This window comes from Tsukamurella tyrosinosolvens (assembly GCF_900104775.1).
Taxonomy (GTDB): Bacteria; Actinomycetota; Actinomycetes; order Mycobacteriales; family Mycobacteriaceae; genus Tsukamurella; species Tsukamurella tyrosinosolvens.
In genome coordinates, this window is sequence record NZ_FNSA01000003.1 from 3,687,878 (window position 1) to 3,699,362 (window position 11,485).

Below are 11,485 nucleotides of genomic sequence, written 5' to 3' on the forward strand. Positions count from 1 at the left end.
GTTCACGGGGAGCGCGTCTCCTCCACCAGCCCGCACGATACGAAGATCCGAGGCGAGAAGCACATGCCACCGCTCCGCTCACGCACCACCACCGTCGGCCGCAACGCCGCAGGCGCCCGCTCGCTCTGGCGCGCCACCGGCCTCACGGACAGTGACTTCGGCAAGCCGATCGTGGCCATCGCGAACTCGTACACGCAGTTCGTCCCCGGCCACGTGCATCTCAAGGACATGGGCGAGATCGTCGCCGAGTCGGTGCGCGCCGCGGGCGGCGTCGCCCGCGAGTTCCACACCATCGCGGTGGACGACGGCATCGCCATGGGCCACGGCGGCATGCTCTACAGCCTGCCCAGCCGCGAGATCATCGCCGACTCCGTCGAGTACATGGCGAACGCGCACACGGCCGACGCGCTGGTGTGCATCTCCAACTGCGACAAGATCACGCCCGGCATGCTCAACGCCGCGATGCGCCTGAACATCCCGACCGTGTTCGTCTCGGGCGGCCCGATGGAGGCCGGCAAGGCCGTCATCGTCGACGGGATCGCCAAGGCACCGACCGACCTCATCACCGCTATCTCCGCGTCCGCGAACGACGCGATCGACGACGCCGGGCTGAGCGAGGTCGAGCGGTCCGCGTGTCCCACCTGCGGCTCCTGCTCCGGCATGTTCACCGCCAACTCGATGAACTGCCTCACCGAGGCGCTGGGCCTCGCGCTGCCGGGCAACGGTTCGACGCTGGCCACCCACGCCGCCCGGCGGGCACTGTTCGAGCGGGCCGGCTCCGTCGTGGTCGAGGCCGCGAAGCGGTACTACCGCGACGGCGACGAGTCGGTGCTGCCCCGCAACGTCGCGACCCCCGCGGCGTTCCGCAACGCCATGGCGCTCGACGTCGCGATGGGCGGCTCGACGAACACGGTGCTGCACACCCTGGCGGCCGCGCAGGAGGGTGAGGTCGACTTCGACCTGTCGACGATCGACGCGATCAGCCGCAAGGTGCCCTGCCTGTCCAAGGTGTCGCCGAACAGCGATTACCACATGGAGGACGTGCACCGGGCCGGCGGCATCCCCGCCATCCTGGGCGAGCTGCGCCGTGCGGGCCTGCTGGAGACCGACGTCCACACCGTGCACGAGCCGTCGTTCGACCAGTGGCTCGACGACTGGGACATCCGCTCCGGCAAGGCCACGGACGAGGCCCTCCAGCTGTTCCACGCGGCCCCGGGCGGCGTCCGCACCACGCAGCCCTTCTCCACCAAGAACGAGTGGGAGAGCCTGGACACCGATCAGGCGAACGGCTGCATCCGCGACGTCGAGCACGCCTACACCGTCGAGGGCGGCCTCTGCGTGCTGCGCGGCAACATCGCGGTCGACGGCGCGATCCTCAAGACCGCGGGCATCGACGAGGACCTGTTCACCTTCGAGGGGCCGGCCGTCGTGGTCGAGTCCCAGGAGGAGGCGGTCTCGAAGATCCTGGGCAAGGAGATCACGGCGGGCGACGTCGTGGTCGTCCGGTACGAGGGCCCCAAGGGCGGCCCCGGCATGCAGGAGATGCTGCACCCCACCTCGTTCCTGAAGGGGCGGGGCCTGGGCAAGGTCTGCGCGCTGATCACCGACGGCCGCTTCTCGGGCGGCACGTCGGGCCTGTCCATCGGCCACATCTCCCCCGAGGCCGCGGCGGGCGGCGTCATCGGCCTGGTCGAGGACGGCGACCGCATCCGCATCGACGTGCACACCCGCGCCCTCGAGCTGCTCGTCGACGACGAGGAACTGGCGCGCCGTCGCGCGAAGATGGAGGCTTCGGAGCGCCCGTGGCAGCCCAAGGACCGCCAGCGCACCGTCACCACGGCGCTGCGCGCGTACGCGGCCCTCGCCACCTCGGCCGACAAGGGCGCCGTCCGGTACGTCCCGTAGGCCCCGTCGCAACGGCGAACGCCCGGCACTCCCTGAGGGGAGGCCGGGCGTTCGGCGTTCGTGCGGCTACTGCTTGACCAGGGGATTCGCGCCGTTGAGCAGGATCCACACGGTGACCGCCGCGGCGACCGCGACGATCAGCCACACGACCGAGCCGATGTGCGGGCGCCGCGCCCACCCCCGGTTGAAGTCCAGCGAGATCTTGCCCGGGCCGGTGAGGATGATCGCCACCGACGCGAACAGGAGGAGGAGCTCGAACTCGACGCCCTTGTCCTGGGCGAAGAAGACGAAGCCGTTGCCCGCGGTGGTCAGCTTGAACAGGATCGCCGAGAGCATCACGCCCACCGCACCGGCGGCCGCGATCGGGGTGAGCAGGCCGAGGACCAGCATCGCGCCGCCGCCCAGCTCGACGACACCGGTCGCGATGGAGATGACCTTGGTGAAGCGCTCGAAGCCGAGCGACGGGTCGTTGCCGTTCTGCAGGTAGGAGGCGAAGCCGTCGATGCCGGGGCCGCCCCAGATGCCGAAGAGCTTCTGGATGCCGTGCGCGGCGAGGATCACGCCGACGGCCACGCGCAGGACGAGGAGCCCGAGGTCGGTGGTGCCGCGGCGCGCGGCCTTGCGCGCCTCCTCCAGCTCTGCGGGGATGTCGGCGACCGGCTTGCCGAACCGCCGACCGGGCGGCGGCGCGATCGGCTCGGTGGCCGCGGTCTCCAGCGGGATGCCCTCGGCCTCGGCGCGGGCCTGCGCGGCGCGCTCGCGGCCCCGGCGGCGGTTGTACCGCTTGCCGAACTCGTCCCGCTCGTCGCTCGACAGGTCGGCGCGTTCGGTCGCGGCGTCCGGGGAGGTCCCGGAGGTGGAGATCGCGGCGGTGGCCGCGTTCGCCGCGGCGATCGCGGCGGCGAGGTCGCTGGTGTCCGGCACGGAGGTCGTCGGCTCGTCGCCGCCCGACGGTGCCGGGGTCGCGGCCGCAGCGGGCGTGCTCGCCGCGGCAGGTGTGCTCGGAGCAGCCGGGGAAGCCGCGGGGGTGGTGTCCGCCGCCGCTCCCGCGGGCTCGTCGCGGTAGCGCGGGAGCACGGGCCCGATGCCCGTGTCCGAATCGTCGTGGGGGTCCAGGATGAACCCGCCCGTGGGGTGCTTCTCACCGAACCGGGGCAGCTCGCCCGTCGGCCGGAAGTCGAAAGGGGATTCGCCCGCACCCTCGCTGGTCGCGTTCTCGGTTCCGTCCTTGTCACTCACGGAATCCACCCTAGAGTGCGAACGCGGCGCGGGCCGGGAGCGAACCGCTGCCGGAGCCCGATCGGTAGGGTGGCGGCATGAGTGTGGGGACCCGGCGCGCGCGTTCCGGCGCGCGGCGCGCCGTCGTGGTCGCGACGGCCGCGGCGCTGCTCGCGGGGTGCGCCGACTTCTCCGGCAGCGAGGCCGCGCCCTTCACCGGCCCGCCCACCGGCCAGGTCACCACGACCAAGCCGTCCGGTCCCGCCCGACCGAGCGCGGCCCCCAAGGCGCCGGGGCCGTGCATCGATCAGGACGCGAACGTGCTCGCCACGTGCCTCACCGAGCCGACCGACCTGATCCCCACCGACGCCTTCGAGCACGCCTACGTCGCCGAGCGGGGCGGGACGATCATGTACACCACCACGGACCTGCCGAACCGCGAGGTCCTGCGGGTCGGCGTGGATGCGTCGGGCGACGGCGGGCTCACGGCGATCGCGCTGTCCCCGTCGTACGACCAGGACCGCCTGTTCTACGCCTACGTGAGCACGCCCACCGACAACCGCGTGGTGCGGGTGACGCCGGGCGACGATCCGAAGGTGATCCTCGCCGGCATCCCCAAGGGCGCGACGGGCAACGCCGGGTCGCTGCTGTTCTCCGGCCGCGACCTCATCGTCGCCACGGGCAACGCGGGCGATGCGAACGCGGCCCGCGACCCCGGCTCGCTCGCCGGGAAGGTGCTCCTGCTGCCGTCGCCGGGCACCGTCTCGCCGGTCCGACCGAAGGTACTGGCCACCGACGGCGGCGTCCGGCAATCGCTGTGCGGCACCCCCGGCGGACCGCTGTTCATCGCTGACCAGGGCCTGACCCAGGACCGGCTCCGGGTCCTCACGCCGAACGCGCCGGCGTCCGTGGTGTGGAGCTGGCCCGAACGGCCGGGCCTCGCCGGGTGCGCCGTGGTCCCCGGCGGCGTCTTCGTCAGCGAGTCGCGCGCCGGCAAGGTGGAGATGCTCAAGCTCCCCGACGGCCCGACCGCGGCCGACGGGGAGCCGATCCAGGTGCTCGATCGCGCGAAGTACGGAGTCTTCGGGCGACTCGCGATCGGCCCGAAGGACGCGCCGCAGGGCGTGACGACGAACAAGCCGCAGCCACAGGCCCCGACCGACGACCGGGTGGTGCTGATCCCGATGCCGAACGGCGAGTCGACCGCCACCGACGACTGATCCGCCCAGCGCCGCGGCCGTCCGGTAACGAAAACCCCCGTTTCCCGATCACTCCTTCGGTATCAGTCGATCGGTCGGCAGGAGCACCGGGTGAAGACATCGCCTATCCGCAGCGCGAGCACGGCGGTCGCCGCACGGAACCTGGCCTGGTGGGTGTCCAACATCCGCGAGACCTGGTGGAGCGGCGGCCCCGACTACGACGACCGGATCGACTACTTCACCAGCCGCGGGCTGCTCCGGGGCTTCCGCGTGGTCGTGAGCGTGTGCGCGGTGCTCCTCGGGGCGATCTCCGCGGTTCTCCTCGTCAACGACCGGACGCGGGGGTTCGCGGCGTCGCCCGCGGTCCCGGCGGCGATCCTCGTGGCGGGCGCGGTCCTCGGGCTGTTCTGGGCCGTCCGCTGGCAGCTCGGCGCGGTGCCGGGCGAGCGCGCAGCGCTGACCTTCGTCCTGGCGTCGACGGTCTCGATCGCCGCGGTGTCCTGGACCGATGCCGAGACCATGGCCGGCGTGGCCGGGCTCAGCGCCATCGCTCTCGTCGCCGTGTTCACCGCGTTCATGCTCTCCCCCTGGCACTTCGTCGCCCACTCGACGGTGTCGGTCGCGGCGATCGCGCTGTTCGTCCCGCTGATCGTCGCCGAGTACGGCTGGGTGATGGCCGCCGTCAAGGCGGTGATGCTGACGGTTGTCACGGTCGGCGTCCCGGCGTGCGTGCAGATCGGCATCGCCTTCCTCTCCCAGGACGCGGCCGACTCCGACACCGATCCACTGACGGGGGCGCTCAACCGTCGCGGCTTCCGGCGGGCGAGCCTGCGGAGCGTCGTGGGTCGTTCGACGGGCCACCGCCCCGTTCCCGTCGCGGTCATGCTGATCGACGTCGACGGGTTCAAGGTCGTCAACGACGAGCTCGGTCACGACGCGGGCGACGCCGTCCTCGTCCGCGTCGCCGACCTCCTGCGCACGATGTCCGACGGCGCGGTCGTCGCCCGGATCGGCGGCGACGAATTCGCCGTCGCCGTGGTGGGCGGGGCGGCCGCGGATCACCTCGCGACGGCGGAGCGGATCCGGCGGGCGATCGAGGCGATCCCCGTCAGCGGCGGCACGGTCGTGACCGCGAGCATCGGCGTCGCCACGGCGGCGGTGCCCGTGCACGACCGCACCGCGGTGGACGAACTCCTCGCCGAGGCCGACGAGGCGATGTACACGGCGAAGCGCGCGCTCGGCCAGGACGTCGCGGTCAGCGACGCCGGGGCGCGCGGAACCGGTCCGACGTCACTCGCAGGCTGCGAGGACTAGCTCGCGGACACGGGCGGCGTCGGCCTGGCCGCGGGTGGCCTTCATGACGTCGCCGACGATCTTGCCGGCGGCCTGCACCTTGCCGGCCTTGATCTTGTCGACGATGTCGGGGTTGGCGGCCAGCGCCTCGTCGACGGCCTTCTGCAGCGCACCGTCGTCGCGGACGACCTCGAGGCCGCGCGCGGCGACGACCTCGTCGGGCTCGCCCTCGCCGTCGAGCACGCCGACGATGACGTGCTGCGCCAGCTTGCTGGTGAGCTTGCCCTCGTCGACGAGCGCGATGACCCGCGCGACCTGCGCCGGCGAGATCGCCAGCGCCTCCAGCTCGACGGAGCGGGTGTTGGCCTGCTGCGGCAGGAAGCTGCCCCACCAGGAGCGCGCCGCGTCGGGGGTCGCACCGGCGTCGACGGTGGCGATGATCCGGTCGATGGCGCCGAGGTTGATCAGGTCGCGCATGACCTCGTCGGACAGACCCCAGTCGGCCTGGATCCGGGCGCGGCGCAGCCACGGCAGCTCGGGGATGGTCGCCCGCAGCTCCTCGACGAGCTCCGCCGGCGGCGCGACGGGGCCGAGGTCGGGGTCCGGGAAGTACCGGTAGTCGTCGGCGGTCTCCTTGGGGCGGCCGGCGGTGGTGGTGCCGTCGCCCTCCTGGAAGTGCCGGGTCTCGAGGACGACGGTGCCGCCCGCGTCCAGAACCGCCGCCTGGCGCCGCATCTCGTAGCGCACGGCCACCTCGACCGACCGCAGCGAGTTGACGTTCTTGGTCTCGGTGCGGGTGCCGAACTCCGTGGCCCCGACGGGCTTGAGCGAGACGTTCGAGTCGCAGCGCATCGAGCCCTGGTCCATGCGGACGTCGGAGACGTCGAGGGAGGCGAGCAGGTCGCGCAGCGCGGTGACGTAGGCGCGGGCGATCTCGGGTGCCCGCTCCCCCGCGCCCTCGATGGGCCGGGAGACGATCTCCACGAGGGGCACGCCCGCGCGGTTGAAGTCGAGCAGCGAGTGCGAGGCGCCGTGGATGCGGCCGGTCGCCGACCCGATGTGGGTCGACTTGCCGGTGTCCTCCTCCATGTGCGCGCGCTCGATCTCCACGCGCCACGTGGTGCCGTCGTCCAGCGGGACGTCGAGGTGGCCGTCGTAGGCGATCGGGTCCTCGTACTGGCTGATCTGGTAGTTCTTCGGCTGGTCCGGGTAGAAGTAGTTCTTCCGCGCGAACACCGAGCTCGGCCGGATGGAGCAGTTCAGGGCGAGGCCGATCCGGATGGCCGAGCGCACCGCATCGCGGTTGACGACGGGCAGTGCGCCCGGCATGCCGAGGCACGTGGGGCACACCTGGGTGTTCGGCTCGGCGCCGAACTCGGTGCGGCAGCCGCAGAACATCTTGGTGGCGGTGCCGAGCTCGACGTGGACCTCCATGCCCATGACGGGCTCGTAGCGGGCGACGACGTCCGCGTACTCGGGAAGGTCGATATCGGCAAGCTCGGCACTCATGCCCCCAGCCTAATGGGCGCCGGTCAGCGCACCGAGACGGCCACCGCGTCGGCGGTGACGGTGATGGTGCCCGTGACGAACCCCGAGTCGGATCCCGTGACCGGACGACCGTCGCGACCGGTCGCGGTGAACGTCCACGGGCGGGTGTCGCGGAAGGAGACCTGGCCGTCGCGGACGGTCTCGCCGAGGTCGATGTCCTGGACGTTCGGCGCGGTCCAGGTGTACGTGCCGTTCTCGCCGGAGAAGTCCGACTGCGGGCAGCCCGACGGGTAGCGGTCCTTCGACGCGGCGCAGGCGGAGTACTTGGCCGCGATCTGCTCGCGCGCGGAGGTCTTGGCGGCGTCGCTCAGGCCGAACGCGATGCTGAACGTGCTGCCCACGCTGTAGCGCGACAGTCCGTCGACCGGGGCCTGCCCCTTGTTGTCGCCGACGCTGATCTTCTCCTGCTGCGGCACGAGGTTCTTGTTGGCGGAACCGAGGTCGAGCGCGCCGGGGAAGACGTACACCACACCCGACGCGGGCAGCGGCTTGCCGAGGATGGTGATGTTCTTCTTGTCCGAGTCGTACGACGAGTACGGCTTGAGCTGCACCGCCGCGGTCTGCAGCCTCCAGTCGTCACCCACCTTCTCGAGAGTGAGGTTCTCGTCGTAGGACACCGCGCCGATCGTCACCGTCAGGTGCACGGACCCCATGTAGCCGTCGGTCTCGCTCACGATCTTCAGGTCCTTGATCGGCGCCAGCTCGCGTTGCTTGCGCAGCACGTCGTCGGTGAGCAGCTCGGTGGAGGCGGGCGCCTCCTTGCCGTAGCTCAACGCCTTCTTCGCGTCGCCGGCCTGGAGGGCGGCGAAGTAGGCCTTGACGGTGGCGCCGGGCGAGCCGGTGTCGCCCCCGCCGCCCACGCTCTTGACGATCGCGATGCCGGCGATCAGCACGATCACCAGCAGCACGGCTCCGCCGCCGATGAGGGCGGGGATCAGCCAGGCCGGGCGCGGCTTCTTCGGCGCACCCGGTCCGCCGGGGACGGGCGGGAACGGCGGCACGGCGCCGGGGCCGGGGGCCGGGTAGCCCTGCGCGGCCGGGTACTGAGGGTACGACGGTGCGCCGCCCTGCTGCGGGTACGACGGCACCCCGGCGGCCGGGTGGTCGGGCTGCCAGGTGGGGCGCAGCTGCGTCTGCTCGTTCGGGTCGGACGGATCCTGGCCCGGCGTGAACCCCGGGTTCGAGGGAGGATTCGGATTCATGGCCGGAATCGTGCCCGGAGCCTCTTAAGGTTCGCTTCAGGGTGGCCAATCCTGTCGGGCGTTCGGATCAGCCGAAGAACTCCGCGGCGTCGTCGTAGCGCTCGCGGGGGACGCGTTTGAGCTGCTTGACCGCCTCGGCGAGCGGGACGAGGGCGATCTGCGCGCCGCGCAGCGAGACCATCTGCCCGAACTCCCCCGCGTGCGCGGCGTCGGCGGCGTTGACGCCGAACCGGGTGGCGAGCACCCGGTCGGCGGGCGTCGGCGTCCCACCGCGCTGGACGTGCCCGAGGACGGTGGTGCGGACCTCCTTGTTGATCCGCTTCTCGATCTCCACACCCAACTGGTGGGCGACGCCGGTGAACCGCTCGTGGCCGAACTCGTCGGTACCCCCGACGCGCAGCTCCATGGTGCCCTCGGCGGGTTTGGCGCCCTCGGCGACGACGACGATGAAGCTCGAGTGCCCGCGTTGGAAGCGGCGTTTGATCATGGCGCACACCTCCTCCACGTCGAACGGCACCTCCGGGATGAGCACCATGTGCGCGCCGGACGCCAACCCGGAGTTCAGCGCGATCCAGCCCGCGTGCCGGCCCATCACCTCCACCAGCATCACCCGCTGATGCGACTCCGCGGTCGAGTGCAACCGGTCGATCGCGTCCGTCGCAATGGTCAGCGCGGTGTCGAAGCCGAAGGTGACGTCGGTGCAGTCGATGTCGTTGTCGATCGTCTTGGGTACGCCCACGACGGGGACGCCCTCGTCGGCGAGCCACGACGCCGCCGTCAGGGTTCCCTCGCCGCCGATCGGGATGAGCACGTCGATGCCGTTGTCGTCCAGGGTCTGCTTGATCCGGTCCAGGCCGGCGCGCAGCACGTCCGGGTGGGTGCGGGCGGTGCCGAGCATCGTCCCGCCCTTGGTCAGCAACCGGTCGTTGCGGTCGTCGTTCGACAACTGCACGCGGCGGTCCTCGAGCAGGCCCCGCCAGCCGTCCTGGAACCCGACGACCGCCGAGCCGTAGCGGGAATCGCTCGTGCGGACCACCGCGCGGATCACCGCGTTCAGGCCCGGGCAGTCACCACCACCGGTCAGGACTCCGATGCGCAGACTCATGCCGTCGATCTTGCCGCCTCGGACCGAACCTGTCAGGACGACTCACGAGGAGCTCACCCCGGGGTCACGACCCCCGTCTCGTAGGCGTAGACCACGGCCTGGGCCCGGTCGCGCAAGCCGAGCTTCTGCAGGACCTTGCTGACGTGCGTCTTCACGGTCTGATCGGAGACGAACAACGACGCGGCGATCTCGGCGTTGGACCGCCCGGCGGCGACGGCTTCGAGCACCTCGCGCTCGCGCGGCGTCAGCGTGGCCAGTTCGGGCGGCGCGGTCCGACGGTGCGCCCGGGCTGCGGTGACCTCCGCGATCATCCGCCGGGTGACCGACGGGGCGAGCAGCGACTGCCCCTCGTGCACCACGCGGACGGCGCGGACCAGCTCCTCCGCCGGTGCGTCCTTGAGCATGAATCCCGACGCCCCGACGCGCAGCGCCTCGTACACGTAGTCGTCGATGTCGAAGGTGGTGAGCATCAGCACGCGGACGCCGTCGTGCCGGCGCAGGATCTCGGCGGCGGCCTGCAGCCCGTTCATCTCGGGCATGCGGACGTCCATGAGCACGACGTCGGGCTGCAGCCGCGCCACCTCGGCGACCGCGGCCTTCCCGTCGGGGGCGTCCCCGATCACGGAGATGTCCGGCTGCGCTCCCAGCAGGGCGCCGAAGCCCTGCCGGACCATGGCCTGATCGTCGGCGATGAACACGGTGATGGGCACGGACCCAGCCTAGGCGGTGGCACCGTCGGGACGGGCCGGGAGCGCGGCACGGACCGCGAAGCCCCCGCCCGCCGTCGGCGTCGCCGACAGGGAGCCGCCGACGGTGCGCGCCCGCTCGGCCATGCCGGGGATGCCCTGCCCCAGCCCGGGGCCGCCGAGGTCGGCGTCGGAGGTCCGGGGGCCGTTCTCGATGCTCAGGTTGAGCGTCCCGGTGTCCAGCGTGAGCGCGACGGTGATCGCTGCGCCCTGCGCGTGCCGCGTGGCGTTCGCGATGGACTCCTGCACGATCCGGTACGCGACGAGCGCGGTGCTCTCCCCGATCGCCGACGGGTCCGGCAGGGGCAGGTAATCGACCACGACACCCGCCGCGCGGGCACCGTCGATGAGCTCGTCGACGCCGCCGAGTCCCGGCGCCGGGGCGAGCTCGGCCGAGGCGTCGTCGAGCCGGAGGACGCCGAGCAGGGCGCGGACCTCGTTGAGGGCCTCGCGGGCGGAGACGGCGATCCCGTCGAACTCGGCGCGGGCGCGCTCGGAGACGTCGGGCACGCGGTACTGGGCGGTCTGCGCCTGGACCACGACGAGCGACATCCGGTGCGCGACGATGTCGTGGAGGTCGCGGGCGATGCGGGTGCGCTCCTCGAGGATCGCGCGGCGGCCGCGTTCGAGCTCGCTGACCTCGGTCTGCTCCTCGAGACGGTTGCGGGACTGCAAGGCCAGCCGCAGCAGCAGGATGATCACCAGCGAGACCAGGATCCCGGCGACCCAGCCGCCGCCCGTGCCGTCCTGGGCGTTGAGCCAGAACAGCATCGACGAGGCCGCGGCGATGGCGATGGCGTCGAGCGGCGAGCACTTGAGGAAGGCGATCCAGCTGGTGATCAGCATCGCCATGATCAACGAGACCTGCCAGTTCCACTGCCAGTCCTGTTTCGCATCGAACCAGAGCAGCGGGAACACCGCGGCCGTCGCGGCGACGATCCCCCACGCAGCGCGCGGGTGCGCCCAGGCGATGGCGATGGGCAGGACGGAGAGGCCGCTGATGATCGGCAGCAGCGCCGCCGGCACGGCGAACTGCTCGTTCAGGGTGGGCCAGGCGACCGCCCACATGATGAGCGCGACCAGCAGGAACAGCCAGTTGATCCTCCGGGACAGGAAGATCCCGAGCGGGGTGGCGTGCAGCGCGCCGTCGGGGGCCTGGATGTGCAGCGCGCTCTGCCGGTCCAGGTAGCGCCCGGCGCGCACCGTGGCGCGTCCGAACCGCTCGATCCTCTTCGTGGTCGTCCTCATGGAAGGCAACGCTAGGGGCAC

General features: G+C 71.9%; 9 protein-coding genes. 3 read left to right on the forward strand and 6 right to left on the reverse strand.

Annotation, left to right across the window (positions count from 1 at the left end):
• Positions 1-63 precede the first annotated feature (63 nt).
• Entirely contained in the window at positions 64-1,905 is a 1,842-nt protein-coding gene (ilvD, locus tag BLW32_RS20235; RefSeq protein ID WP_068521544.1) for a dihydroxy-acid dehydratase, read from the forward strand.
• A gap of 66 nt (positions 1,906-1,971) precedes the next feature.
• Here ilvD and BLW32_RS20240 read toward each other — a convergent pair whose 3' ends face one another.
• Positions 1,972-3,144, reverse strand: a complete 1,173-nt coding sequence (locus BLW32_RS20240) for a DoxX family protein (protein ID WP_068739486.1) — start codon at positions 3,142-3,144, stop codon at positions 1,972-1,974.
• 77 nt (positions 3,145-3,221) lie between these two features.
• Here BLW32_RS20240 and BLW32_RS20245 point away from each other — a divergent pair, with 77 nt between their 5' ends.
• Positions 3,222-4,343 (forward strand): PQQ-dependent sugar dehydrogenase, encoded by a 1,122-nt coding sequence (locus tag BLW32_RS20245; RefSeq protein WP_068739488.1) that lies wholly within the window; start codon positions 3,222-3,224, stop codon positions 4,341-4,343.
• Positions 4,344-4,433: 90 nt separating this feature from the next.
• Positions 4,434-5,636 carry a GGDEF domain-containing protein gene (locus BLW32_RS20250; RefSeq protein ID WP_068739490.1) on the forward strand — a complete coding sequence of 401 codons (1,203 nt, stop codon included), beginning with the start codon at positions 4,434-4,436 and terminating at the stop codon, positions 5,634-5,636.
• Here BLW32_RS20250 and gatB read toward each other — a convergent pair.
• The 5 genes from gatB to BLW32_RS20275 form a co-directional block, all read right to left on the reverse strand.
• Complete coding sequence (gene gatB / locus BLW32_RS20255) at positions 5,613-7,124, reverse strand: Asp-tRNA(Asn)/Glu-tRNA(Gln) amidotransferase subunit GatB (protein ID WP_068739492.1); 1,512 nt, start codon at positions 7,122-7,124, stop codon at positions 5,613-5,615. The genes BLW32_RS20250 and gatB overlap by 24 nt on opposite strands.
• 23 nt (positions 7,125-7,147) lie before the next feature.
• Complete coding sequence (locus BLW32_RS20260) at positions 7,148-8,365, reverse strand: DUF4878 domain-containing protein (RefSeq protein WP_068739494.1); 1,218 nt, start codon at positions 8,363-8,365, stop codon at positions 7,148-7,150.
• Positions 8,366-8,432: 67 nt separating this feature from the next.
• Positions 8,433-9,464, reverse strand: a complete 1,032-nt coding sequence (locus tag BLW32_RS20265) for an ATP-dependent 6-phosphofructokinase (RefSeq protein ID WP_068739724.1) — start codon at positions 9,462-9,464, stop codon at positions 8,433-8,435.
• Positions 9,465-9,523: 59 nt separating this feature from the next.
• Positions 9,524-10,180, reverse strand: a complete 657-nt coding sequence (locus BLW32_RS20270) for a response regulator (RefSeq protein WP_068521555.1) — start codon at positions 10,178-10,180, stop codon at positions 9,524-9,526.
• A 9-nt stretch (positions 10,181-10,189) separates the two neighbouring features.
• Positions 10,190-11,464 carry a sensor histidine kinase gene (locus tag BLW32_RS20275; RefSeq protein ID WP_068521556.1) on the reverse strand — a complete coding sequence of 425 codons (1,275 nt, stop codon included), beginning with the start codon at positions 11,462-11,464 and terminating at the stop codon, positions 10,190-10,192.
• Between the last annotated feature and the right edge of the window lie 21 nt (positions 11,465-11,485).

What these genes read in the sequence shown, in the direction of transcription:
- ilvD (WP_068521544.1), top strand. Translation starts at nt 64, where the DNA reads ATGCCACCGCTCCGCTCACGCACCACCACCGTCGGCCGCAACGCCGCA.
- BLW32_RS20260 (WP_068739494.1), bottom strand. Translation starts at nt 8,365, where the DNA reads ATGAATCCGAATCCTCCCTCGAACCCGGGGTTCACGCCGGGCCAGGAT.
- BLW32_RS20245 (WP_068739488.1), top strand. Translation starts at nt 3,222, where the DNA reads ATGAGTGTGGGGACCCGGCGCGCGCGTTCCGGCGCGCGGCGCGCCGTC.
- gatB (WP_068739492.1), bottom strand. Translation starts at nt 7,124, where the DNA reads ATGAGTGCCGAGCTTGCCGATATCGACCTTCCCGAGTACGCGGACGTC.
- BLW32_RS20275 (WP_068521556.1), bottom strand. Translation starts at nt 11,464, where the DNA reads ATGAGGACGACCACGAAGAGGATCGAGCGGTTCGGACGCGCCACGGTG.